This is a genomic window from Enterobacter cloacae complex sp.6700776 (genome assembly GCF_048284255.1).
GTDB classification, from domain to species: domain Bacteria; phylum Pseudomonadota; class Gammaproteobacteria; order Enterobacterales; family Enterobacteriaceae; genus Enterobacter; species Enterobacter intestinihominis.
On the sequence record NZ_JBLVYK010000001.1, the window covers coordinates 390,316 to 413,551 of the forward strand.

Consider the following 23,236-nt stretch of genomic DNA (forward strand, 5'->3'; position numbering starts at 1 on the left):
GGCGGGATTTGCTTTTGCATGCTAATAAAGTTGCGTAACGAATTTTATCAGGTACAGTGTGCGCTTTCGTCATTCTGGCAACAGAATTGCTTGACATTCGACCGGGAATTCGTCACGAATGAACTTTGATGTGAGAAAAATACCCGAAAACTCAATGACCTGGATGTCGCCATACTGACGTTCGGTAAGACAAAGGGGTTGATATCCCCTGACGACGTCGCAATATCAATGGCTCGTCGTCAGCGGAAGGGAAATCAACGTGCGGCGTATTCCTGGAAGAATTAAATTAGGTAAAGGTGAATATGGGTAAAGCTCTCGTCATCGTTGAGTCCCCGGCAAAAGCCAAAACGATCAATAAATATCTGGGCAATGACTACGTGGTTAAGTCCAGCGTTGGTCACATTCGCGATTTGCCGACAAGTGGCTCAGCCAGCAAAAAGAGCGCAGACTCTACCTCCACCAAAGGGGCTAAAAAGCCTAAAAAGGATGAACGTAGCGCGCTTGTCAACCGCATGGGTGTTAACCCATGGCACAACTGGGATGCACAATACGAAGTGCTGCCAGGCAAAGAAAAAGTCGTTAACGAGCTGAAACAGCTTGCTGAAAAAGCAGACCACATTTATCTCGCAACCGACCTTGACCGCGAAGGGGAGGCCATCGCATGGCACCTGCGGGAAGTGATTGGGGGTGATGACAAACGCTACAGCCGTGTAGTGTTTAACGAAATTACAAAGAATGCGATTCGTCAGGCGTTTGAAAAGCCGGGTGAACTGAATATCGACCGTGTTAACGCTCAGCAGGCGCGTCGCTTTATGGACCGCGTTGTAGGCTACATGGTTTCGCCGTTGCTGTGGAAAAAGGTCGCTCGCGGCCTGTCTGCGGGACGAGTGCAGTCTGTGGCTGTTCGTCTTGTTGTCGAACGTGAACGCGAGATCAAAGCGTTTGTCCCGGAAGAGTTCTGGGAAGTGGATGCGAATGTCACCACGCCGGGCGGCGATGCGCTGCCGTTGCAGGTGAGCCACCACAACGACAAACCGTTCCGTCCTGAAAATCGCGATCAGACCATGGCCGCCGTAGCGCTGCTGGAAAAAGCGCGTTATCAGGTGCTGGATCGTGAAGACAAACCGACCAGCAGCAAGCCTGGCGCACCGTTTATCACGTCAACGCTTCAGCAGGCGGCAAGTACGCGTCTGGGTTACGGCGTGAAGAAAACCATGATGATGGCCCAGCGTTTGTATGAAGCGGGTTACATCACCTACATGCGTACTGACTCCACCAACCTGAGCCAGGACGCTGTCAGCATGGTGCGTGGCTATATCGAGGACAACTTCGGTAAGAAATACCTGCCGGACAGTCCTAATCAGTACGCCAGCAAAGAGAATTCTCAGGAAGCGCACGAAGCGATCCGTCCTTCTGACGTTTCCGTTCTGGCGGAATCTCTTAAAGATATGGAAGCGGACGCCCAGAAACTGTATCAGCTGATCTGGCGCCAGTTCGTGGCCTGCCAGATGACGCCAGCGAAATACGACTCCACTACGCTGACCGTTGGCGCGGGTGATTTCCGCCTGAAAGCGCGCGGCCGCATTCTGCGTTTCGACGGCTGGACAAAAGTGATGCCTGCGCTGCGTAAAGGTGATGAAGACAGAACGCTGCCTTCCGTCAACAAAGGCGACGAGCTGTCGCTGGTTGATCTGGTACCGGCCCAGCACTTCACCAAGCCGCCTGCGCGTTTCAGCGAAGCGTCGCTGGTAAAAGAGCTGGAAAAACGCGGCATCGGTCGCCCGTCTACCTATGCGTCGATCATTTCGACCATTCAGGATCGTGGATACGTTCGCGTTGAGAACCGTCGTTTCTATGCTGAAAAAATGGGTGAGATTGTTACCGACCGTCTGGAAGCTAACTTCCGTGAGTTGATGAACTATGACTTCACCGCGCAGATGGAGGACAGTCTCGATGAGGTTGCCAGCCATAAGGCCGAGTGGAAGAAAGTTCTCGACAGCTTCTTCAGCGATTTTACCAACCAGCTTGAGAAAGCTGAGAAAGATCCTGAAGAAGGCGGCATGCTGCCTAACCAGATGGTACTGACCAGCATCGACTGCCCAACCTGTGGCCGTAAAATGGGGATCCGTACCGCAACCACGGGCGTGTTCCTCGGCTGTTCTGGTTATGCGCTTTCGCCGAAAGAGCGTTGCAAAACCACCATCAACCTCGTGCCGGAGAACGAAGTTCTCAACGTGCTGGAAGGTGACGATGCGGAGACCAACGCACTGCGCGCCAAGCGCCGCTGTAAGAAATGCGGCACGGCGATGGACAGCTACCTGATCGATCCAAAACGTAAACTGCACGTTTGCGGTAATAACCCAACCTGCGACGGTTATGAGATCGAAGAAGGTGAGTTCCGCATTAAGGGCTATGACGGTCCGATCGTTGAGTGTGAGAAATGTGGTTCCGAAATGCACCTGAAAATGGGACGCTTCGGTAAGTACATGGCATGTACCAACGACGACTGTAAAAACACGCGTAAGATCCTGCGTAACGGTGAAGTTGCGCCGCCGAAGGAAGATCCGGTTCCGCTTCCTGAGCTGCCGTGTGAGAAGTCAGATGCGTATTTCGTGCTGCGTGACGGCGCTGCCGGGGTATTCCTGGCGGCCAACACCTTCCCGAAATCGCGCGAAACCCGTGCGCCGCTGGTAGAAGAGCTGTACCGCTTCCGCGACCGTCTGCCGGAGAAACTGCGTTACCTGGCCGATGCGCCACAGCAGGATCCGGAAGGCAACAAAACCGTGGTGCGCTTTAGCCGTAAAACGAAGCAGCAGTACGTGGCGGCAGAGAAAGAGGGTAAAGCGACCGGTTGGTCAGCCTTCTTTGTCGACGGAAAATGGGTTGAAGGTAAAAAATAATCTTCACTTACCGTAACTTACCTTTGAAAGGGCCGGACTTCCGGCCCTTTTTTATTACGTTGTTATTATTTTTTGTTCCGTACTATACAGCCTGGCTATAAATGATATAGTGGTTATAGTTAACCCGTTTCTTATTATCAAATCGTATTAAGCGATTGACGCATGCGCTAAATCGGATGGTCTGGCATGAAATTACAGCAGCTTCGCTATATCGTTGAGGTCGTCAATCATAACCTCAATGTCTCTTCCACCGCAGAAGGTCTTTATACCTCGCAGCCTGGCATCAGTAAGCAGGTGCGTATGCTGGAGGATGAATTAGGTATTCAGATATTTGCCCGCAGCGGTAAGCACCTGACTCAGGTCACGCCGGCAGGGCAGGAAATCATTCGCATCGCACGAGAAGTGCTTTCCAAAGTCGACGCCATTAAATCCGTCGCCGGGGAACATACCTGGCCGGATAAAGGCTCCCTTTATATTGCCACCACGCACACACAGGCGCGTTATGCGCTTCCCGGGGTGATCAAAGGTTTCATCGAACGCTATCCCCGCGTTTCCCTGCATATGCATCAGGGCTCACCGACGCAAATCGCAGAGGCCGTGTCTAAAGGCAATGCCGATTTTGCCATCGCGACGGAAGCTCTTCATCTGTACGATGATCTGGTCATGCTCCCGTGCTACCACTGGAATCGCTCTATTGTCGTGACCCCCGATCATCCGCTGGCGGGGAAGGGCGAAGTGACAATCGAAGAGCTGGCGCAATACCCGCTGGTTACCTATACGTTCGGCTTTACGGGCCGGTCTGAGCTAGACACCGCCTTTAACCGCGCCGGATTAACGCCACGGATCGTCTTCACTGCAACGGATGCGGACGTCATTAAAACGTACGTGCGTCTGGGTCTGGGCGTAGGCGTTATTGCCAGCATGGCGGTGGATCCTGTATCAGACCCGGATCTTGTGCGCCTGGACGCGCATGATATCTTCAGCCACAGCACCACCAAGATAGGTTTTCGTCGCAGCACGTTCCTTCGCAGCTATATGTATGATTTTATTCAGCGCTTCGCACCGCATTTAACGCGTGACGTGGTCGACACGGCCGTGGCGTTACGCTCCAATGAAGACATCGAAGAGATGTTTAAAGACATCAAACTTCCTGCCAAATAATTACACCCGGTATCTTTCTCTTCTGGAAAGATACCGGTTTCCCCCTTTAAATCTAAATTAGAATTAACCTCATCTGCGCCTACTGTCATATATCGTCATAACCCATTTGATGAATAGGGTTTTACTGTCGCAAATTTGCGACAAAAGTAGAAACTAATTTACAGGTGTGCAAATTATTCTTTTCAATTATTTATTTCTGGTCAAAAGATTGAATTTTCCCAGGCTCAGATTCGTAAATTCACTGGCTTTTCGGCTAAAGTTTCTTTAGGATTTATCTCATCAGATGATTACTTGTGCCAATTGTTTGGTCTCTAAATGATAAGCGATATCGATTGTATGAGGTTAGCAATGCCGTCAGGAAGTGAAGAACCGCAAAGGGATCCCGCGCTTAAGCGTAAAGCCTGGCTGGCGGTCTTTCTTGGCTCTGCCCTGTTCTGGGTGGTGGTTGCTCTTCTTGTCTGGAATTACTGGGGTTGATTATGGTCATGACGGTGCGTACTGACGCGAGAAAAGAGATGTGTCAGCTTCGTGACAATGCTCACAAAGCGCGTAAGGCGCCAGCAACCAGCGTGCCAGCCTCCTGGCAACTGACGCCACAGCAGCAGGCCTTTATTGATGTGTTCGCAGAAGACGAACCCAAAAAACAATAATTTTGATTTTTGCGTAATGATGCAAATAGTCTGAATAAAGACTGTGCACTTTTGTACTCCTTAATAAATACACATCAGCAATATAGAACGAGGGCAGACCTCGCATCCTTAAATAATTAAAGTCTGGTGCCCCTATGATGAATAACATGACAACCGTAAAATACTGGTCATGGCTCGGCGTATTCTCAGCGTCGATCCTCTTCTGGTGTCAGCTCCTCTGGCTGGCCTTACACTAAATCGTAAAACCTCGCCACGGCGGGGTTTTTTGTTTAATCCCTCGCGTTGGACCATTCCTAAATTTATCAATTTGGGTTGTTATCAAAACGTTACGACATCTTTGTGTTATCTTTAATTACAGCCCTGATGATTGTCAGGACATCCCTGTTTTTAAGGAGGAGCTTATGTCGTTAACCCTACGCGAAGCCAGTAAGGACACATTACAGGCGGAAAATAAAACCTGGCGCTACTACAGCTTACCGCTGGCTGCCAGGACGCTTGGGGACATTTCGCGGTTACCCAAGTCGTTGAAAGTACTACTGGAAAACCTCTTGCGCTGGCAAGATGGCGACTCGGTTACCGAGGAGGATATCCAGGCTCTGGCAGGGTGGCTGAAAAATGCTCACGCAGACAAAGAAATTGCCTACCGCCCGGCCAGGGTATTGATGCAGGATTTCACCGGCGTGCCGGCGGTTGTGGACTTGGCCGCCATGCGTGAAGCTGTTAAGCGTCTCGGGGGCGATACGGCTAAGGTGAACCCGCTCTCACCGGTAGACCTCGTCATCGACCACTCCGTCACCGTCGATCACTTTGGTGACGACGATGCTTTCGGTGAAAACGTCCGTCTGGAGATGGAACGTAACCATGAACGCTATGTCTTCCTCAAATGGGGTCAGCAGGCGTTCAGCCGCTTCAGCGTTGTTCCACCAGGCACCGGCATTTGTCACCAGGTCAACCTGGAATATCTCGGCAAAGCCGTCTGGAGTGAATTGCAGGATAAAGAGTGGGTGGCTTACCCGGATACGCTGGTGGGCACCGATTCACACACGACCATGATTAACGGCCTTGGCGTTCTGGGCTGGGGCGTCGGTGGTATTGAAGCGGAAGCGGCCATGCTCGGCCAGCCGGTATCGATGCTCATTCCCGATGTGGTGGGCTTTAAGCTGACCGGTAAATTGTCCGAAGGCATTACCGCCACGGATCTGGTCCTGACGGTCACGCAGATGCTGCGTAAGCATGGCGTGGTGGGTAAATTCGTAGAATTTTATGGTGATGGTCTGGATTCACTGCCGCTGGCGGACCGGGCCACCATCGCCAACATGGCGCCGGAATATGGTGCGACCTGCGGCTTTTTCCCGATTGATAGCGTTACGCTTGAGTATATGCGCCTCAGTGGTCGCAGCGAGGAGCAGGTGGCGCTCGTAGAGGCCTACACCAAAGCGCAGGGCATGTGGCGTAACCCGGGTGACGAGCCGGTATTTACCAGCACGCTGGAACTGGATATGGGCACCGTTGAGGCAAGCCTCGCAGGGCCGAAACGACCGCAGGACCGCGTCGCCCTGAGCAACGTTCCGAAAGCCTTTGCCGCCAGCAATGAGCTGGAGGTTAACGCCGCGCAAAAAGATCACCGTCCTGTGGACTATGTTCTGAACGGGCATCAGTATCAGCTCCCTGACGGCGCCGTGGTGATCGCCGCTATCACCTCCTGTACCAACACGTCCAACCCGAGTGTGTTAATGGCTGCCGGGCTGCTGGCGAAAAAAGCGGTAGAACTGGGACTCAAGCCACAGCCGTGGGTTAAGGCGTCCCTGGCGCCTGGTTCGAAAGTGGTTTCCGATTACCTGGCGCAGGCCAGACTCACGCCGTACCTCGACGAGTTGGGCTTTAATCTGGTGGGTTACGGCTGTACGACCTGCATCGGTAACTCTGGTCCACTGCCTGAGCCTATTGAAGTGGCGATCAAGCAGGGTGATTTGACCGTTGGCGCGGTACTTTCCGGTAACCGAAACTTTGAGGGGCGTATTCATCCGCTGGTGAAAACCAACTGGCTGGCCTCGCCGCCGCTGGTTGTAGCCTATGCTCTGGCCGGAAACATGAACATTAACCTGGCGACCGATCCGATTGGTCACGATCGCAAAAATGAACCTGTCTATCTGAAAGACATCTGGCCATCATCGCGTGAAATTGCGCGCGCGGTAGAGAAAGTTTCCACCGAGATGTTCCGCAAAGAGTATGCGGAAGTGTTCGAAGGTACAGCGGAATGGAAAGCGATTGACGTGGTGGGTTCCGATACCTATGACTGGCAGGATGATTCCACCTATATTCGTCTGTCGCCCTTCTTCGATGAGATGCTGGCGGAGCCTGCACCGCTGAAAGATATTCACGGCGCGCGCATTCTGGCGATGCTGGGCGATTCCGTCACCACTGACCATATCTCACCAGCGGGGAGCATCAAAGCGGACAGTCCGGCAGGTCGGTATCTGCAAAGCCGTGGCGTGGAACGTCGCGATTTTAACTCCTACGGTTCGCGCCGCGGTAACCACGAAGTGATGATGCGCGGGACATTTGCCAACATCCGCATTCGTAATGAAATGGTCCCGGGCGTGGAAGGGGGCATGACGCGCCACCTGCCAGATACAGAGGTCATTTCAATTTATGACGCAGCCATGAAGTATCAGCAGGAGGGTACGCCGCTGGCCGTTATTGCCGGTAAAGAGTACGGCTCTGGTTCCAGTCGCGACTGGGCGGCTAAAGGTCCACGTCTGCTCGGGGTTCGCGTGGTGATTGCCGAATCCTTTGAACGTATCCACCGCTCAAACCTGATCGGGATGGGGATCCTGCCGCTGGAGTTCCCGCAGGGCATAACGCGTAAAACGCTGGGTCTGACCGGGGAAGAGCAGATTGATATCAGCGGTCTGCAAAATCTGCAACCGGGTAAAACCGTTCCGGTGAAGTTAACGCGGGCAGATGGTACAACAGAAGTGCTGGATTGTCGGTGTCGTATTGATACGGCAACAGAGCTAACCTATTACCAGAATGACGGCATTTTACATTATGTGATTCGTAAAATGCTGGACTGATAAATCTCGCCCGGCAGAAGTGCCGGGCGTTTTGCGTTTACTCGCTCAGCAGGTGCCCCATCTTTGCAGCTTTGGTATCGAGGTAGTGCGCGTTTTTCGGATTGCGGCCAACAATCAGCGGCACGCGTTCAACGATATTGATGCCCGCTTCAGTGAGGATCTCCACTTTTTTCGGGTTATTGGTCAACAGACGCACTTCGTCCACGCCCAGCAGCTTGAACATATCTGCGCAGAGGGTGAAATCGCGCTCGTCAGCAGCAAAGCCGAGCTGATGGTTTGCTTCGACGGTATCATAGCCCTGATCCTGCAACGCGTAGGCGCGGATTTTATTCAGCAGACCGATATTGCGTCCTTCCTGGCGGTGATACAGCAGCACGCCACGTCCTTCCTCTGCGATATGAGAAAGAGCGGCTTCGAGCTGGAAACCGCAGTCACAGCGCAGGCTGAAGAGCGCGTCACCGGTCAGACACTCAGAATGAACGCGGGACAGTACCGGCGTCTGCCCCGAAATGTCACCGTATACCAGGGCGACGTGATCTTGTCCGGTTGCCAGTTCTTCAAAACCCACCATCAGGAAATCGCCCCATGGGGTTGGCAGTTTGGCTTCTGCCACACGTTTAAGCTGCATGTGATTCTCCATACCAGGCTGACACGTTTCGTGCCTTTGCCCCATTTTGCTTTCTGTATTGGACTATTTTGCCACAAGCCCGGCTACTTCACCTAATCACCACCACGCTATACGGACGTTAAACGCACGATCCGACATATCCACCAGAAGGTGGAAATTCAGTTATGATTGTGGTGCTTAGTGAAAAAGGAGAGGACATGCTTTCAATTGCCAGACGCACGGCCGCAGGCGCCGCCGTATTGCTTGTTATACCCCTGATCGTTTGGTTCTCCGGCTGGATGTGGAAGCCCGGACAAAACGAGACGTGGCTGAAAGCCTTATACTGGATAACTGAGACGGTCACCCAGCCCTGGGGGATTATTACGCACGTGCTGCTCTGTGCCTGGTTCCTGTGGTGCCTGCGCTTTCGTCTTCGCGCGGCGCTGGTATTATTTGCCATTCTCGGAGGTGCCATTCTTGTCGGGCAGGGGGTGAAGTCGTGGGTGAAAGATCGCGTGCAGGAACCCCGTCCCTTTGTTATCTGGCTGGAAAAAACGCACCATATTCCGGTAGATGAGTTCTACACTTTAAAGCGTAAGGATCGCGGGGCGTTGGTGAAAGAACAGCTTGCGGAACAGCAGGATATCCCGACATTTTTACGCAAACACTGGCAAAAAGAGACCGGCTTTGCGTTTCCTTCCGGACATACGATGTTTGCTGCCAGCTGGGCGCTACTCGGCGTGGGGCTGCTTTGGCCACGTCGACGTACCCTCACGATTGCGATTTTGCTGGTCTGGGCGACAGGCGTAATGGGCAGCCGGATGCTGCTGGGGATGCACTGGCCGCGTGATTTGGTGGTGGCTACGCTGATTTCGTGGGTACTGGTTACGCTGGCGACCTGGCTTGCACAACGTTTCTGTGGACCTCTGACGCCACCGCAGGAAGAGAAGGAAGAAATAGCCGAAAGGGAGTCAGGCGGAACCTGAAGCTTGATATTCCGCATTTTGACCATAAATCCATGAAGGGCGCATTACTTTTTCCGTTTCGCGCCCGCCACTAAAATGGTAGCTTATAAGGCTGATTGCAGTGAGTTGAACACGCTTTATACGCTCGAACCACATAACGGGAAGTCATGTGAAATATTTACTCATTTTCTTACTGGTGTTGGCGATTTTTGTCATTTCAGTCACATTGGGCGCGCAAAACGATCAACAGGTAAGTTTCAACTATCTGCTGGCGCAGGGCGAGTACCGGGTGTCGAGCCTGCTGGCTGTGTTATTCGCAGCGGGTTTTGTCATCGGCTGGCTTGTATGTGGCCTGTTCTGGCTTAAGGTTCGTGTTTCCCTTGTTCGCGCTGAACGTAAAATTAAACGACTTGAACATCAACTTACGCCTGCGACTGACATTCCGGCGAGCTCTGGTGTGCCGGTAGTCAAGGAATAATCGAATATGCTGGAGTTGTTGTTTCTGCTTTTGCCTGTCGCCGCAGCCTATGGCTGGTATATGGGCCGCAGAAGCGCGCAACAAACAAAACAGGATGAAGCAAACCGACTCTCCCGTGACTACGTTGCGGGGGTGAACTTCCTGCTGAGCAATCAGCAGGATAAAGCGGTCGATCTGTTCCTCGACATGCTCAAAGAGGATACCGGCACCGTAGAGGCGCATCTCACCCTGGGAAACCTGTTCCGCTCGCGCGGAGAGGTTGACCGTGCCATCCGTATCCACCAGACCCTGATGGAAAGCGCATCGTTGACCTATGAGCAACGGTTGCTGGCCGTGCAGCAGTTGGGCAGAGATTACATGGCGGCGGGCCTGTACGATCGCGCAGAAGATATGTTCTCTCAGCTGGTGGATGAGACCGATTTCCGTATCGGTGCGCTTCAGCAACTTCTGCAAATCTACCAGGCAACCAGCGACTGGCAAAAAGCGATTGATACCGCCGAACGGCTGGTCAAACTCGGCAAAGATAAACAGCGCGTCGAAATTGCCCATTTTTACTGCGAGCTGGCCCTTCAGCAAATGGGTAGCGATGACATGGATAAGGCCATGGCATTGCTAAAAAAAGGCGCCGCGGCCGATCGCAACAGCGCCCGCATCTCGATAATGATGGGGCGGGTCTTTATGGCTAATGGTGATTACGCCAAAGCCGTGGAAAGCCTGCTTCGCGTTATCGATCAGGACAAAGAGCTGGTCAGCGAAACGCTGGAAATGCTGCAAACCTGCTATCAGCAGTTAGGTAAGCAGGACGAGTGGGTTGCATTCCTGCGCCGCTGTGTTGAAGAAAACACCGGTGCCACAGCCGAGCTGATGCTGTCGGATGTCGTCGAAGAGCACGAAGGGAGTGATACCGCCCAGGTATACATTACCCGTCAGTTGCAGCGCCATCCGACGATGCGCGTCTTCCACAAGCTGATGGATTATCATCTTAACGATGCAGAAGAAGGGCGCGCTAAAGAGAGCCTGATGGTGCTGCGAGACATGGTCGGTGAACAGGTGCGGAGCAAGCCGCGCTATCGCTGCCAGAAATGCGGCTTCACCGCCTATTCGCTCTACTGGCATTGCCCTTCCTGCCGGGCCTGGTCCACCATCAAGCCAATTCGTGGTCTGGACGGGCAGTGATTTTTTAAAACACTCCATTTTAGTTACAACATACTAAAGAGTGCATTATTTCTTTCAGCACCGTGCGGTCTGTGGTTCAGCAGGAAAAGCATTCGATTCTGTTCATTTACCCCGAGGGCAGGTAGAATGCACGCCGTTTATCTGTTCCGCGCCGCTGCGCGCCCATAGACGAAAAGGGCTGGTCATGACGTCTGTTACTTCCTCCACTTCCCGCGTAGTTACCGATTCTCCTGTAGTTGTTGCTCTGGATTACAATAACCGTGACGCCGCACTGGCCTTTGTTGATGGTATTGATCCCCGGGATTGCCGTCTTAAAGTAGGCAAAGAGATGTTTACGCTGTTCGGTCCGCAAATCGTCCGCGATCTGCACCAGCGTGGTTTCGACGTTTTCCTCGACCTGAAATTCCACGATATTCCGAATACCACTGCCCACGCCGTTGCTGCGGCGGCTGAACTGGGTGTGTGGATGGTTAACGTTCATGCCTCCGGTGGGGCACGTATGATGACGGCTGCGCGCGAAGCGCTGGTGCCGTTTGGCAATGACGCTCCGCTTCTTATCGCCGTCACCGTGCTGACCAGTATGGATGAATCTGACCTTCGTGACCTGGGTGTGACGTTGTCACCTGCCGAACATGCGGAGCGTCTGGCGCGCCTCACGCAACAGTGTGGGCTTGATGGCGTGGTCTGTTCAGCTCAGGAGGCGGTTCGCTTCAAATCTGAGTTAGGCCGCGAATTTAAACTGGTGACGCCAGGTATCCGTCCGGCAGGCAGCGAGTCAGGGGATCAGCGACGCATCATGACGCCAGAGCAGGCGCTGAGCGCGGGGGTAGACTATATGGTAATTGGTCGCCCGGTGACGCAATCCGCTCATCCGGCAGAGACTCTGAAAGCGATTAATGCATCACTGAAAAAGGGGGCATAATGCGTGATGCCAACACTCGTCTGGTCTATTCAACAGATACCGGGCGCATTGAAGAGCCAAAAGAGAAAGCTGAACGTCCGAAAGGCGATGGAATCGTGCGTATTCAGCGCCAGACCAGCGGCAGAAAAGGGAAAGGCGTTTGCCTTGTCACCGGCATTGATCTGGATGATGCAGAGCTGGTAAAGCTCGCCGCTGAGCTTAAAAAGAAGTGCGGATGCGGTGGGGCACTAAAAGACGGCATAATTGAGATTCAGGGCGATAAGCGGGATTTAATTAAAACGCTCCTGGAAGCCAAAGGTATGAAAGTCAAACTGGCGGGCGGTTAAAATAAATGAGCCACGGACATTGCCGTGGCTCTTTTTTTTACGTGCGTAAGTCAGACCTGAAAATACAAAATATATTATTATACCGGTGAGAGCCGTTATGGTGATTATTTGCCCACCTGGTGACCGATAATACCACCTACGGCAGCACCACCTAATGTACCCAGCGTACTACCATCCGTTAATACTGCACCACCAAGCGCACCAGCACCGGCACCAATCGCGGTGTTACGGTCACGTTTAGACCAGTTAGAGCAAGCGCTCAGAGACATTGCTACAGTGATTGCCAGAACAGCGGCGGCTAATTTTTTGCTGGTAAAGGTCATAATACTTTCTCCTGAATTATCGATTCACGGAAAGGAATGCACTTTAAGTATAGACAATATCCATACTTAAATTCTGTTTCCGTGAAAGCTGGTCGCGCAGGCGTTACATCATCACGCAGGTGATAGTCACTTCCTGTTATATCGCTAATATTAATTTTACGTGTTTAGAACAGTTTCAACAGGTAAAAACTCTTAAAGGAAGGGTCGGAATACTCTCAGAGAAAGGTTTAAGTGCGCCCATTATTCGGGCGCAGCAGGATAATCAGGCCGTTTTTTTCACAATATCGACAGTCAGGCCGTCTTGTTCTAATTGCTGGCGATATTCATCGCGTAAACGCTCATCCGTGATCACACGGCTGAAGCGCGAAGCCGGACCCATCGTATAAGGGTGTACGGCGCCAAACTTAGAGCTATCGGTCAGCACAATCGCTTCACACTCTTTGGCGAGTACGGCGTTCACCACGTCTGAACGCATCATGTCGCGACCGGTAAAGCCGGTGTCGGGCTGCCAGCCGTCAATGCCAATGAATGCCTTACTGAAGTGAACCTGCTGAACATATTGACGCGTTAATGGCCCCACCATGCTTTCGCTTTTCTTCTGGTAAATGCCGCCCAGCAGAATGACCTCGCAGCGAGTTTCCTTCAACAGATGGGCGATATAGCTGCTTACGGTAATGATGGTAACGTCTTTTTGATCGGCAAGCGTGCGCGCCAGAAGGGCGTTACTGCTGCCATTTTCAATAAAGACGGTCTCACCGTTATTCACTAAGGATGCAGCAAACTCCGCCAGTTCCCGCTTGAGCGCAAAATTGTTCATCATGCGGGTTTCAACGTCGTCGCTGTCCAGTGGAACGGCATATCCATGCGCACGCCGCAGGTAGCTCTGTTTTTCCAGAAGATTCAGATCCTGACGAATGGTGACTTCAGAAACGCCGGTAGCTTTAGCGAGATCGACTACGCTTACGCGTCCCTGATCGATCACCATCTGCAAAATGATTTGTTGTCGGGAATTCATAGCATCCATTTAAAAGGCAAGGGCGAAAACGACGTGGTTACACTTCCCACGGGGCTTTTGGTTGAGTGGATTCTGATGCGTTATCAGTGCCGTTCTCAGCCAGCAGTTCAGACTTGAGGATCTCAAGATTACGGATAGCAGAGTGATAATCGCCCGCGACAAGAATATCCAGCACAGTATCAATACGCTGTGCCACGGCTGTTGCATCAATGTTAGACATAAGCTCACCCTGAAGCGAAAAGTTAATATTATCAATGATGCAGAAAATTGATTCAAAAGAGAAGGTAAAAAATGCAATAACCAAAGTTCATAAATGAAAGTGACAAATTTAACCCCCGTATGCTGCGGGTTGTAGGGGTGGATTAGTCTAAAACTGCGCGCAACGCGCTTTTTTATAAGAGGAATTCGACTATGACAGTTATCAACCAGACAACCTGCACATTGTTTACTGATGCTGAACGATTCACTCAACTGGCGGCTTATTATGAGGCCGAACGGCGCACGGTGTGGATGATGTTACGTGCCACGCCACGGCCTTGCTTCAATCATGCGCTGATCGAGGAGATCATGAATCTCTCCTGGCTGGTTCGCCAGTCCGGATATGTCGTTGATTTTTGGGTCACCGGATCGCTGGTCCCTGACATCTACAATACCGGCGGTGATTTACAATTCTTCGTTGAGTGCATCAAAAACAACCGACGCGAAGCGTTACGCGCCTATGCCCGGGCCTGTGTGGACTGCGTTCATGCCGCCTCGCGAGGGTTTGATACCGGTGCTGTCACGCTGGCGATGGTTGAAGGAAGCGCGTTAGGGGGCGGGTTTGAAGCCGCGCTCGCGCATCATTTCATTCTGGCCCAGCGCGATGCCCGATTAGGCTTTCCGGAAATCGCGTTCAATCTGTTCCCGGGCATGGGCGGTTATTCACTGGTGGCGCGTCGTGCCGGCATGAAAATGGCAGAGGCGCTGATTTATAAAGGTGAGTCGCATACGGCGGAATGGTATGAACAGCACGGTCTTGTGGATCTCTTATTCGAGCCGTTACAGAGCTATGTTTCGGTACGGACGTTTATCGACACGCTACAGCCGAAGCTGAACGGCGTAAGGGCCATGCTGCGCGCGCGTACGCGTGTTCTGCCACTTCCGCGAAGCGAGTTGATGGACATTACAGAGGATTGGGTGGATGCCGCCTTCTGCCTTGAACCGAAGGATATCGCCTACATGGAGCGGCTGGTTATGCTGCAAAATCGCCATCAGGCGACGGGCTTACGCAAAGCCAGCTAACGGACATTCCTGGCCTGATAGCGCTTTAGCCATCGCTCGAATGCGGCTGCGGGCATGGGCTTAGCAAAAAGAAAACCCTGCCGTTCGTTGACGCCATTCTTCGTCAGAAAGGCGTCTTCTTTTGCACTCTCCACCCCTTCAGCAATGACCTGCAGATTCAACGCCTGTGCCACGGCGACTATCGCGCGCACGAGCGACTGTGAAATGGACTGCTTATGGATATCCCGGACGAAGGACTGGTCAAGCTTGATGGCGTCGATAGGGAAGCGCGCCAGCTGCGACAGGGAAGAGTACCCCGTACCAAAGTCATCAAGGTGAATTTGCGCCCCCAGGCGGCTAAATTGCTGGATCACTGACAGGGCCAGCTCTTCATTTTCGATGAGACAGCTTTCGGTCAATTCCACGTCAATCGGGCAGTATTCAAAATTCAGGTCTTTCAGCGCCTGCTTCAGGTCACTGAAGATGGTCTGGTCCGCCAGCTGACGGGCGGAAACGTTGACCGCGACGCGCAGGTTGATCCCTTTGTCGCGCCATTTTGCCACCTGGCGCACCACATCGAGCATAACCCAGCGGCCAAGGGGCACTATCAGCCCTGACTCTTCCGCATAGGAGATAAATTCCATCGGCGGGATCAGGCCACGCTCTGGTGACTGCCAGCGCACCAGCGCCTCCAGACTTCTGACTTCGCCGCGCCAGGTCATTTTTGGCTGGTAGTGAATTAACAGCTGATCGTTATCCAGCGCTTTACGCAGGTTGGTATCCAGCCACAGATATTCAAATACGCGCTGGTTCATCTCTGGCGAGAAGACGCAGAATTTACCCCGGCCATTTTCCTTGGCGGTGTACATGGCGGTGTCGGCATTGCGAATAACGCTTTCCCGATCGTTACCGTGCTGGGGCGCAAGCGCGATACCAAGCGAGCAGCCGGTGTAAACCTCAATCAGCCCGATGCGGAAAGGCTGCCGCAGTCGGGTCAGAATGCGCGACGCCATAGCTTCCAGCGCGCCCTGCGAGGTATCGGTGGCCATCACGATAAACTCATCCCCACCCAGGCGCGCCAGGGTTTGTCCGTCGTCCAGGCAACTCAGGATCGCCAGCGCAACGGCCTGTAGCAGCTGGTCGCCAAACATATGCCCATAGGCATCGTTCACTTTTTTAAAGTTATCCAGATCGAGATAAACCACGCCCACCTGCGTTTCACCCCGGGAGGTGATGGCGTCGGAGATCAGCTCATGGATGGCATTTCGGTTAGGCAAACCGGTAATCGTATCCGTATTGGCGAGAACGCGCAGGCGCTCCTGGGCCCGGCGCTCTTCCGTGATGTCGGTACCTGAACAGATGAGGAAAATTTCATTTTTCCCGCTGCCGCTGTGAACGAATTTATTTCTGAAGAGAAACAGGCGTTGCCCCTTGCGGGTCTTGATCCAGCGTTCGACTTCGTAGGAGCTGCCGTTACGAAAAAAACCGGTGATGTTGCGTTTTGAGGCCGCGGCTTCGCTGCGGCTCATGAACAGTTTAAACACGTTTTGCCCGATGACTTCCTGTTCCTTCAGGCCCGTATATTCTTCACTTAAACGGTTGAAGCGCTGAATATTCCCGTTCTGGTCGAGGATGACAATTACGGAGTTAGCTTCGGACACCACCTGTTCGGCGAAGGAGAGTCCCTGCGCCAGATCGCGCGCCACGGAAGGCGTGTCGTTCCATGCTGATGCCGTTCCCGCCCACTCATTTTTGTTAATTTTACGACCGACAAGATGGACGGGAACGTCCACACCATACAAGGGAAGGGTCATGGCAATGCTGGACGTGATAACGGTGAGCTGGCGAATCAGAGCGGCCTGCTCATCGTCCAGCGCAACCACCTGAACGATTTCAGCGCTTTCACTGGCAGCAAGATGCAGAGCATTGCTGTCTGCTGTTAGTCGCCACCAGGGGCTATGCGTACCCATGTAACGAAACAGCAAATTCTGCTCCAGATCGTCCATCCCGTTTTCTCCCGCGGCTGCTGAGTAGCGCACAAATTATTCATTTGCAGTCGACTATGACGGCTCTTTTTACTGTAGATAATTCTGGCGAAATGTGGCGGTGGGAAACAGAAAAGTGTGAGAAAAAACGATGATTTTGCGAGAGATAATACTGGGGAGAACTCCCGGCCATCCCTGAACGGAACGGCCGGGAGTCTACGCGGTTATCAGGCGACAGGGCGCGCGATAATGCTGCGGGTTTCCATGCGGACTTCAGCGATGTTTACATCAATCACGTCAGTGACTTTGTAAACCGTTTCGCCTTTAATTTGCACGGTCCCGTTTTCCTGGCTACAAACCAGTTCGTCGCGAACGGCATGCAGGAACGGGGCAGGAATAAAGGCAACGGCGCCATTATCCACCAGACGCACGCGCATACCGCCGCGGCTGATGTCAATGATTTCAGCCGGGAAACGGGTGTCAGTCCCTGCCTTATCATTCAGGAAACGCGCGTACAACCAGTCGCCGACATCACGCTCCGCCATACGGTTCAGACGGCGACGCTCTGCCATCTGCAACGTAGTCTCATCCTGTGGGCGGGCAACAGATTCCCCTTTGATGATCGCTTTCAGCAGACGATGGTTAACCATGTCGCCGTACTTACGGATCGGGGAGGTCCAGGTGGCGTAAGCCTCAAGACCGAGACCGAAGTGCGGGCCTGGCTCGGTGCTGATTTCCGCAAAGGACTGGAAGCGGCGAATGCGGCTGTCAAGGAAACCTGACGGCTGTGCGTCCAGCTCGCGGCGCAGCTTGCAGAAGCCTGGCAGGGTCAGCACCTCTTCCGGATCGACGTGGACGTCATGGGTTTTGAGCAGGGCGGCCAGCGCTTCGGTGTTAGCCGGGTCAAAGCCGGTGTGCACGTTGTAAATGCCAAAGCCTAACTTGTCGCGCAGCACGCGTGCGGCGCAAATGTTGGCGGAGATCATCGCTTCTTCAACGATACGGTTGGCAATACGGCGTGGCTCGGCGACGATGTTGAGCACTTCGCCTTTGTCCCCCAGCACAAAGCGGTAGTCCGGGCGGTCCTTAAATACCAGGGCGTGGGTCTGGCGCCACTCACTGCGGCTCTGGCAGACGCGATGCAGCAGACGAATTTGCGCAGCGATATTATCGGATTCAGGCTTCCAGCTGCCGGTATTTTCCAGCCAGTCGGACACGTTGTCATAAGCCAGTTTAGCTTTGGATTCGATGGTGGCGGCGAAGAATTCGATATCTTCTTCAATGGTACCGTCAGCCGCGATGGTCATGCGGCAGGCCAGTACCGGACGCACTTCATGGGGACGCAGGGAGCAGAGATCGTCGGAAAGCTCGCGCGGCAGCATCGGGATGTTGAAGCCCGGCAGGTAGTTGGTGAACGAACGCACTTTGGCCATTTCGTCCAGCTTGCTGCCTTCGACAATCCATGCGGTAGGGTCGGCAATGGCGACGGTCAGATGCATTTTGCCATCCGCTGCCTCTTCGGCATACAGCGCATCGTCCATATCCTCGGTGCTGGCGCTGTCGATGGTGACAAAGTCCAGCGCTGTCAGATCGCGACGCTCAAGACCTTCGTCCTGCATTTTGGTCGCTACGCCATCCGGCGCTTCTTTTTCGAGGTTGTGGCGCGCCAGCGTCACCCACCATGGGACGAAATGGTCGTCGCCAAAGGTGATGAACTGGGTCAGCTCGGCGTAGAAACCGCGATCGCCTTTTAAAGGATGACGGCGCATTTCGGCAACCGCCCAGTCACCCTCGACAAAGTCATGCTCAACGCCACGCGCAGCGCGGCAAGGGATGGCATCTTTCAGGAGAGGATGATCCGGTACGATAGAAAGACGATCGTCTTTTTTATGCACTTTCCCGACAAAGCGGGTCAGGAAAGGTTCGATCAGTGCTTCCGGCTCGGCAGACTCTCGTTCCTTTTCGGTATGAATAACGGCCGAAATGCGGTCGCCATGCATCACTTTCTTCATCTGAGGAGGCGGAATGAAGTAGCTCTTCTGTCCGTCAACTTCAAGAAAGCCAAAGCCCTTTTCCGTGGCTTTTACGACCCCTTCTGCACGGGGCGTCTGGGAATGTAGTTGCTGTTTAAGCTGCGCTAGCAGCGGGTTGTCCTGAAACATAATGTTCTATTTTCGTAGCCATTGAGCGGCTGACAGTTTTACGCGATTCTCACTGCTACAGCAAGCGCTCTTTAGGTAAAGCGTGTGGTTATTCCTCTTTGCCAAGCGCCACGCGAAGACGGTCCAGCCAGCCATTAAAAGCGCCGTGGGTTAACAGGTTAATTGCCTTGCCCGGTGGGATACCGGCCTCCGTGAGAGGCGTTAACTGGGCGGCGCTAAAACGATCGGGAGACGTAAGCAGCAGCGTATGGGCGGCTGAGAGCGATGCAGATGGCTGGGCTTCGCTTTGTGGGTGGTTAACCAGTATCTCGCCCGTCAGATTCAGCAGCATCGGCTCATGGCAGAGAACCGGCGTGAGCGCTGAAAGCGCAGGTTCGGCCTGCCAGCGTGAGAGCGCCTCAAGTTGAACCGCACTGGCATATTTTAGTTCGACTACGGGCTGGGTGGCTGTCCATCGGGTAAAGCTCAGCGGTAGTGTATGGGGCTGAATGTGGTGTCCCGGTAGCCAGCGTACCGGATGGCCAAGCAGCGCCTGAAACACTGCAACCGCCCGCGCCTGAAAACCAGTAAAGCCGATGATCTGGTTGATAAGCACAATGTCATACGTTGTCAGTCCCACCTCATCAAGCTGGGTTTGCGCTTTATCGTCAATGACGTCCGGGGAGCTCGCCAGCTGGCGGGCATACTGAGTGATTTCTGCAAGGCGTCGATTGCTTTCCCGGGAAGAGTCGGGGCCCGGAAGGGGGGCGAGGAGCGCCGCGTAGTGGTTACAGAGCCGCTGGACGCCACACGCCTGGGAAACCGTCAACGCCGTGCTCAGTCTGTCGTAGGCGCTAAGCGTGTGCAGACGGTTTACGGGAGTATCGAGCGGGAATAAGAGGCGGCACAAGGTTCGGGCTGGCGTAAGCCACCCACAACAGCTTGCGGCAATGTCGTCAGGCAGGGCTAAATCGAGCAAAAAACGATCGTCGACGTTAGCGGCTTCAGGCACCAGCGGCAGAACGTCCGTCTGCGAATGATTCGACTGGGTTTCGTGATACCAGTGGCCTTTGCCGGAAAAACGGCGTTGTTCCATGGGCGTTCCTTGATCTCAAAATGGCGATCAATATCCTGGCGTAAGGCGGATGAGGGGAAAAATATTGTTAGGTGATAACAAATAGCAGAACGGAATAACGAAGTGCGGGGAGGGGAGAAAACTCTCTTCCCAGGCGGGAAGAGAGTAACAGACTTATTTGATTTCCAGCTCGTTCATGGCAGCGATGTTGAAGCCGCCGTCCACGTGAACCACTTCGCCGGAGATACCTGCGGAAAGGTCAGAGCACAGGAATGCCGCAGAGTTACCCACATCTTCGATGGTAACGGTACGACGAATCGGGGTAACCGCTTCGCAATGTGCCAGCATTTTACGGAAATCTTTGATACCGGAAGCGGCCAGAGTACGGATTGGACCCGCAGAAATTGCGTTAACACGCACGCCTTCAGGACCCATTGCGTTCGCCATATAGCGCACGTTGGCTTCCAGAGACGCTTTCGCCAGCCCCATAACGTTGTAGTTAGGAATAGCGCGTTCTGCGCCCAGGTAGGACAGGGTCAGCAGGGCGGCGCCCGGGTTCAGCATCGCGCGGCAGGATTTTGCCATCGCAACGAAGCTGTAGGAGCTGATGTCATGGGCGATTTTGAAGCCATCACGGGTAACCGCGTTCACGTAATCGCCGTCCAGCTGGTCGCCCGGAGCGAAGCCGATGGAGTGAACGAAACCGTCGAATTTCGGCCATGCTTTAGCCAGTTCAGCAAACATGCCATCAATGCTTTCGTCTTGTGCAACGTCACATTCCAGAACAATGCTGGAACCCAGCTGCGCGGCAAATTCTTCAACACGGCCTTTCAGCTTGTCGTTCTGGTAGGTGAACGCCAGCTCAGCGCCTTCGCGATGCATAGCCTGTGCGATGCCGTATGCGATGGACAGTTTGCTGGCAACGCCAGTTACCAGAATGCGCTTACCGGAAAGAAAACCCATAGCTTTAATCCTTATATTCATTGCTTATTTTGCCTTGTAATTCATAGCGTTACAGGCAGTATTTCAAAATCATTCGAAATTAGCTCGAAATTATAGCCCACTCACAGCCCCTTGTGTCACGATATTTCTCGCTCACGTGCCGTGACTGGGCGCACGAAAGACGTTGAACTGACTCTTTATCAGGCTATTTCGTGTGTATTCCAGCAGTATATCACCGGGGGCTGGGTTCGCCTCATCCAACCAGAGGTTGGCCAGAAGCTTCACGCTAAGACGGCCGGATATTAATTCGCTGGCGAGGGGATTCGGGCAATAACCTTAATTTCAAAATCAAATCCGGCCAGCCAGTTAACGCCGATAGCCGTCCAGTTTGGGTAAGGTGGCTGTGGAAACACCAGTTTTTTCACCTCCATGATGACGGGGAACTGGTTTTCTGGATCGGTATGAAACGTCGTGACATCAATCAGATCGTCAAAAGTGCATCCTGCGGCGGCCAAAGTCGCCTGTAAATTATCGAATGCCAACTGCACCTGAGCGGCGAAATCAGGCTCAGGCGTGCCATCGCTGCGGCTGCCGACCTGACCGGAAACAAATAACAGATCGCCAGAGCGAATGGCAGCCGAATAGCCATGCTCATCATAAAGGGCATGTCGATTGACAGGGAAGACAGGATTACGTGGATGCATGGCATTTCCTTATTCTGTCAGAGGCGTTGTTGTGGTTACTTAGGAGAAGTAACATACGCAATGTATGTGAAAAAAATGTTATTCACATACGCCGCGTATGTCAAATTAAAAATATCGCTTTTATAGGAAGTCCTATGGCTACAAAACGTCGTGCTGAAACGGCTCAGGAAAATCGCGAAAAATTGATTCATGCGGCGCGAAAGGCGTTTGCTGAGAAAGGCTTTGCTGCAGCGTCGATGGATGAACTGACGGCAAGCGTGGGGTTAACGCGCGGTGCGCTGTATCATAATTTCAGAGATAAGAAAGGGTTACTGGCGGCGGTGGTCGCGCAGATAGACAGCGAAATGGCGGGCAACGCGAAAGCCGTTGCCGCGGCCACAGACGATGATTGGGAGAGACTGCTGGCGGAAGGCATCGCCTACATCAACATGGCGCTCGTTCCGGAAGTTCAGCGTATCGTGCTTCTTGACGGTCCGGCCGTTCTGGGCGATCCGGCGCAATGGCCCAGCCAGAACAGCTGTCTTGAGTCGACCCGCCAGACCATCGAAAAATTAATCGAACGCAACGTGCTTAAAAAAATGGATGCGAAAGTCGCAGCCCATCTGTTGAACGGCGTTGCGCTGAATGCTGCCTTGATGATTGCCGCGAGTGACGAGCCGCAGAAGACGCTGCCGCATGCCATCGAGGTGTTTACTCTGCTGGCAAGCGGGTTACGCAACGGCTAACGATCTTTCCGCCACGCATCGGCCGTCAATGCTTCACCAAAGTGTCCGGCAATCAGGCGTTTTGTCAGGTCGTGGAGCGGGGAGGCCAGCACGTCAGCGGTACTGCCGCGCTCAACGACTTCACCCTGGTGCATCACCAGCACCTGATCGCTGATGTGCTTCATCATGCCCAGGTGCTGAGTCACGTAGATATACGATATCCCCTGCTTTTCCTGTAGCTCCAGCATCAGGTTGATGAGTTGCGAACGCATCGACATGTCCAGCGACGCCAGCGCTTCGTCGGCGATAATGACCTTCGGGCGCAGGATCAGCGCGCGGGCCAGTCCGAGACGCTGTTTTTGGCCAGGGGCCAGCATGTGGGGGTAATAGCTGACATGGTCGGGCAGGAGACCTACCAGACGCAGGGTTTCGACAATCCGTTTGCGACGCGCTTCCGGCTCCAGGTCGGTATTCAACCGCAGCGGGAAATCCAGGATCTGCGAAATACGCTGGCGCGGGTTGAGGGACGTTGACGGATCCTGAAAAATCATCCGAATGCGCTGGCTGCGGAAAGAGTAGTCACCAAATTCCAGAGGATGATCGTCAATCAGTATTTCACCGCCGCTTGGCTCAACCATACCCGCGAGCATTTTTGCCAGGGTCGATTTGCCCGAGCCGTTTTCACCGATAATCGCCAGCGTCTGCTTTTCGCGCAGCGTAAAGCTCAGCGGTTTAACCGCCTCGACGGTCTGACGGTGAAACAGGCCGGTGCGATAGCGAAAGGTCTTACTCAGGTTACGCACTTCCAGTAAGGTTTCGACCATT

At 53.4% G+C, this 23,236-nt stretch carries 23 protein-coding genes; 13 read left to right on the forward strand and 10 right to left on the reverse strand.

Annotated features, from left to right (window positions below; translation table 11 throughout):
• Nucleotides 1–302: 302 nt before the first annotated feature.
• The 6 genes from topA to acnA all read left to right on the forward strand — a co-directional run bounded on the left by topA (nucleotide 303) and on the right by acnA (nucleotide 7,788).
• Complete coding sequence (topA, locus tag ACNQ0T_RS02045) at nucleotides 303–2,900, forward strand: type I DNA topoisomerase (protein WP_022648322.1); 2,598 nt, start codon at nucleotides 303–305, stop codon at nucleotides 2,898–2,900.
• A 186-nt stretch (nucleotides 2,901–3,086) separates the two neighbouring features.
• Entirely contained in the window at nucleotides 3,087–4,061 is a 975-nt protein-coding gene (gene cysB, locus ACNQ0T_RS02050) for an HTH-type transcriptional regulator CysB (protein WP_006810844.1), read from the forward strand.
• Nucleotides 4,062–4,397: 336 nt separating this feature from the next.
• Nucleotides 4,398–4,538, forward strand: coding sequence for a YmiA family putative membrane protein (locus ACNQ0T_RS02055; protein WP_213083754.1), 141 nt, complete (start codon nucleotides 4,398–4,400; stop codon nucleotides 4,536–4,538).
• Nucleotides 4,539–4,540: 2 nt separating this feature from the next.
• A complete protein-coding gene (locus ACNQ0T_RS02060) occupies nucleotides 4,541–4,711 on the forward strand; it encodes a hypothetical protein (protein ID WP_032622443.1) in 171 nt (56 codons plus the stop codon).
• 137 nt (nucleotides 4,712–4,848) lie between these two features.
• Nucleotides 4,849–4,947 carry a small membrane protein YmiC gene (gene ymiC / locus ACNQ0T_RS02065; protein ID WP_032103392.1) on the forward strand — a complete coding sequence of 33 codons (99 nt, stop codon included), beginning with the start codon at nucleotides 4,849–4,851 and terminating at the stop codon, nucleotides 4,945–4,947.
• A 165-nt stretch (nucleotides 4,948–5,112) separates the two neighbouring features.
• Entirely contained in the window at nucleotides 5,113–7,788 is a 2,676-nt protein-coding gene (gene acnA / locus ACNQ0T_RS02070; protein ID WP_023306390.1) for an aconitate hydratase AcnA, read from the forward strand.
• Nucleotides 7,789–7,825: 37 nt separating this feature from the next.
• On the opposite strand, the gene ribA is transcribed toward acnA, so the two are convergent.
• The gene (gene ribA, locus ACNQ0T_RS02075) at nucleotides 7,826–8,416 is read right to left on the reverse strand and encodes a GTP cyclohydrolase II (protein ID WP_013096372.1); all 591 of its coding nucleotides are present in this window, start codon (nucleotides 8,414–8,416) and stop codon (nucleotides 7,826–7,828) included.
• Between the two features lie 197 nt (nucleotides 8,417–8,613).
• Here ribA and pgpB point away from each other — a divergent pair, with 197 nt between their 5' ends.
• The 5 genes from pgpB to yciH all read left to right on the forward strand — a co-directional run bounded on the left by pgpB (nucleotide 8,614) and on the right by yciH (nucleotide 12,262).
• On the forward strand, nucleotides 8,614–9,381 hold the full coding sequence (gene pgpB / locus ACNQ0T_RS02080) for a phosphatidylglycerophosphatase B (protein WP_032622464.1): 768 nt from the start codon (nucleotides 8,614–8,616) through the stop codon (nucleotides 9,379–9,381).
• A gap of 148 nt (nucleotides 9,382–9,529) precedes the next feature.
• Nucleotides 9,530–9,838 (forward strand): LapA family protein, encoded by a 309-nt coding sequence (locus tag ACNQ0T_RS02085; protein WP_006810839.1) that lies wholly within the window; start codon nucleotides 9,530–9,532, stop codon nucleotides 9,836–9,838.
• Nucleotides 9,839–9,844: 6 nt separating this feature from the next.
• On the forward strand, nucleotides 9,845–11,014 hold the full coding sequence (gene lapB / locus ACNQ0T_RS02090; protein WP_003856819.1) for a lipopolysaccharide assembly protein LapB: 1,170 nt from the start codon (nucleotides 9,845–9,847) through the stop codon (nucleotides 11,012–11,014).
• 184 nt (nucleotides 11,015–11,198) lie between these two features.
• Nucleotides 11,199–11,936 carry an orotidine-5'-phosphate decarboxylase gene (gene pyrF / locus ACNQ0T_RS02095; protein ID WP_022648318.1) on the forward strand — a complete coding sequence of 246 codons (738 nt, stop codon included), beginning with the start codon at nucleotides 11,199–11,201 and terminating at the stop codon, nucleotides 11,934–11,936.
• Complete coding sequence (gene yciH / locus ACNQ0T_RS02100; protein ID WP_038416160.1) at nucleotides 11,936–12,262, forward strand: stress response translation initiation inhibitor YciH; 327 nt, start codon at nucleotides 11,936–11,938, stop codon at nucleotides 12,260–12,262. Before pyrF ends, yciH begins: the two co-directional genes overlap by 1 nt.
• A gap of 104 nt (nucleotides 12,263–12,366) precedes the next feature.
• Here yciH and osmB read toward each other — a convergent pair whose 3' ends face one another.
• The 3 genes from osmB to ACNQ0T_RS02115 all read right to left on the reverse strand — a co-directional run bounded on the left by osmB (nucleotide 12,367) and on the right by ACNQ0T_RS02115 (nucleotide 13,820).
• Nucleotides 12,367–12,585, reverse strand: a complete 219-nt coding sequence (gene osmB, locus ACNQ0T_RS02105; protein ID WP_003856823.1) for an osmotically-inducible lipoprotein OsmB — start codon at nucleotides 12,583–12,585, stop codon at nucleotides 12,367–12,369.
• Between the two features lie 262 nt (nucleotides 12,586–12,847).
• Nucleotides 12,848–13,600 carry a DNA-binding transcriptional regulator YciT gene (locus tag ACNQ0T_RS02110; RefSeq protein ID WP_022648316.1) on the reverse strand — a complete coding sequence of 251 codons (753 nt, stop codon included), beginning with the start codon at nucleotides 13,598–13,600 and terminating at the stop codon, nucleotides 12,848–12,850.
• A 37-nt stretch (nucleotides 13,601–13,637) separates the two neighbouring features.
• The gene (locus ACNQ0T_RS02115; protein ID WP_022648315.1) at nucleotides 13,638–13,820 is read right to left on the reverse strand and encodes a hypothetical protein; all 183 of its coding nucleotides are present in this window, start codon (nucleotides 13,818–13,820) and stop codon (nucleotides 13,638–13,640) included.
• Between the two features lie 191 nt (nucleotides 13,821–14,011).
• On the opposite strand from ACNQ0T_RS02115, the gene ACNQ0T_RS02120 reads away from it, so the two are divergent.
• The gene (locus tag ACNQ0T_RS02120) at nucleotides 14,012–14,881 is read left to right on the forward strand and encodes a crotonase/enoyl-CoA hydratase family protein (protein ID WP_022648314.1); all 870 of its coding nucleotides are present in this window, start codon (nucleotides 14,012–14,014) and stop codon (nucleotides 14,879–14,881) included.
• Here ACNQ0T_RS02120 and pdeR read toward each other — a convergent pair.
• The 5 genes from pdeR to ACNQ0T_RS02145 all read right to left on the reverse strand — a co-directional run bounded on the left by pdeR (nucleotide 14,878) and on the right by ACNQ0T_RS02145 (nucleotide 21,707).
• Entirely contained in the window at nucleotides 14,878–16,866 is a 1,989-nt protein-coding gene (pdeR, locus tag ACNQ0T_RS02125; protein ID WP_038416158.1) for a cyclic di-GMP phosphodiesterase, read from the reverse strand. The two genes, ACNQ0T_RS02120 and pdeR, sit on opposite strands and share 4 nt — an antisense overlap.
• 206 nt (nucleotides 16,867–17,072) lie before the next feature.
• Nucleotides 17,073–19,007, reverse strand: a complete 1,935-nt coding sequence (locus tag ACNQ0T_RS02130) for an exoribonuclease II (RefSeq protein WP_126490309.1) — start codon at nucleotides 19,005–19,007, stop codon at nucleotides 17,073–17,075.
• A gap of 88 nt (nucleotides 19,008–19,095) precedes the next feature.
• Entirely contained in the window at nucleotides 19,096–20,082 is a 987-nt protein-coding gene (locus tag ACNQ0T_RS02135; protein ID WP_023300250.1) for an oxidoreductase, read from the reverse strand.
• 153 nt (nucleotides 20,083–20,235) lie between these two features.
• Complete coding sequence (gene fabI, locus ACNQ0T_RS02140) at nucleotides 20,236–21,024, reverse strand: enoyl-ACP reductase FabI (RefSeq protein WP_003856831.1); 789 nt, start codon at nucleotides 21,022–21,024, stop codon at nucleotides 20,236–20,238.
• Between the two features lie 281 nt (nucleotides 21,025–21,305).
• Nucleotides 21,306–21,707: a RidA family protein gene (locus ACNQ0T_RS02145; RefSeq protein ID WP_063150492.1), complete on the reverse strand. Its 402-nt coding sequence runs from the start codon at nucleotides 21,705–21,707 to the stop codon at nucleotides 21,306–21,308.
• 134 nt (nucleotides 21,708–21,841) lie between these two features.
• On the opposite strand from ACNQ0T_RS02145, the gene ACNQ0T_RS02150 reads away from it, so the two are divergent.
• Nucleotides 21,842–22,432: a TetR/AcrR family transcriptional regulator gene (locus ACNQ0T_RS02150; RefSeq protein ID WP_022648309.1), complete on the forward strand. Its 591-nt coding sequence runs from the start codon at nucleotides 21,842–21,844 to the stop codon at nucleotides 22,430–22,432.
• On the opposite strand, the gene sapF is transcribed toward ACNQ0T_RS02150, so the two are convergent.
• On the reverse strand, nucleotides 22,429–23,235 hold the full coding sequence (sapF, locus tag ACNQ0T_RS02155; RefSeq protein ID WP_003856838.1) for a putrescine export ABC transporter ATP-binding protein SapF: 807 nt from the start codon (nucleotides 23,233–23,235) through the stop codon (nucleotides 22,429–22,431). The two genes, ACNQ0T_RS02150 and sapF, sit on opposite strands and share 4 nt — an antisense overlap.
• Nucleotide 23,236 lies beyond the last annotated feature (1 nt).

Coding starts and splice junctions, on each gene's coding strand:
- topA (WP_022648322.1), top strand. CDS start 303: ATGGGTAAAGCTCTCGTCATCGTTGAGTCCCCGGCAAAAGCCAAAACG.
- cysB (WP_006810844.1), top strand. CDS start 3,087: ATGAAATTACAGCAGCTTCGCTATATCGTTGAGGTCGTCAATCATAAC.
- ACNQ0T_RS02055 (WP_213083754.1), top strand. CDS start 4,398: ATGAGGTTAGCAATGCCGTCAGGAAGTGAAGAACCGCAAAGGGATCCC.
- ACNQ0T_RS02060 (WP_032622443.1), top strand. CDS start 4,541: ATGGTCATGACGGTGCGTACTGACGCGAGAAAAGAGATGTGTCAGCTT.
- ymiC (WP_032103392.1), top strand. CDS start 4,849: ATGAATAACATGACAACCGTAAAATACTGGTCATGGCTCGGCGTATTC.
- acnA (WP_023306390.1), top strand. CDS start 5,113: ATGTCGTTAACCCTACGCGAAGCCAGTAAGGACACATTACAGGCGGAA.
- ribA (WP_013096372.1), bottom strand. CDS start 8,416: ATGCAGCTTAAACGTGTGGCAGAAGCCAAACTGCCAACCCCATGGGGC.
- pgpB (WP_032622464.1), top strand. CDS start 8,614: ATGCTTTCAATTGCCAGACGCACGGCCGCAGGCGCCGCCGTATTGCTT.
- lapB (WP_003856819.1), top strand. CDS start 9,845: ATGCTGGAGTTGTTGTTTCTGCTTTTGCCTGTCGCCGCAGCCTATGGC.
- pyrF (WP_022648318.1), top strand. CDS start 11,199: ATGACGTCTGTTACTTCCTCCACTTCCCGCGTAGTTACCGATTCTCCT.
- yciH (WP_038416160.1), top strand. CDS start 11,936: ATGCGTGATGCCAACACTCGTCTGGTCTATTCAACAGATACCGGGCGC.
- osmB (WP_003856823.1), bottom strand. CDS start 12,585: ATGACCTTTACCAGCAAAAAATTAGCCGCCGCTGTTCTGGCAATCACT.
- ACNQ0T_RS02110 (WP_022648316.1), bottom strand. CDS start 13,600: ATGAATTCCCGACAACAAATCATTTTGCAGATGGTGATCGATCAGGGA.
- ACNQ0T_RS02115 (WP_022648315.1), bottom strand. CDS start 13,820: ATGTCTAACATTGATGCAACAGCCGTGGCACAGCGTATTGATACTGTG.
- ACNQ0T_RS02120 (WP_022648314.1), top strand. CDS start 14,012: ATGACAGTTATCAACCAGACAACCTGCACATTGTTTACTGATGCTGAA.
- pdeR (WP_038416158.1), bottom strand. CDS start 16,866: ATGGACGATCTGGAGCAGAATTTGCTGTTTCGTTACATGGGTACGCAT.
- ACNQ0T_RS02130 (WP_126490309.1), bottom strand. CDS start 19,007: ATGTTTCAGGACAACCCGCTGCTAGCGCAGCTTAAACAGCAACTACAT.
- ACNQ0T_RS02135 (WP_023300250.1), bottom strand. CDS start 20,082: ATGGAACAACGCCGTTTTTCCGGCAAAGGCCACTGGTATCACGAAACC.
- fabI (WP_003856831.1), bottom strand. CDS start 21,024: ATGGGTTTTCTTTCCGGTAAGCGCATTCTGGTAACTGGCGTTGCCAGC.
- ACNQ0T_RS02145 (WP_063150492.1), bottom strand. CDS start 21,707: ATGCATCCACGTAATCCTGTCTTCCCTGTCAATCGACATGCCCTTTAT.
- ACNQ0T_RS02150 (WP_022648309.1), top strand. CDS start 21,842: ATGGCTACAAAACGTCGTGCTGAAACGGCTCAGGAAAATCGCGAAAAA.
- sapF (WP_003856838.1), bottom strand. CDS start 23,235: ATGGTCGAAACCTTACTGGAAGTGCGTAACCTGAGTAAGACCTTTCGC.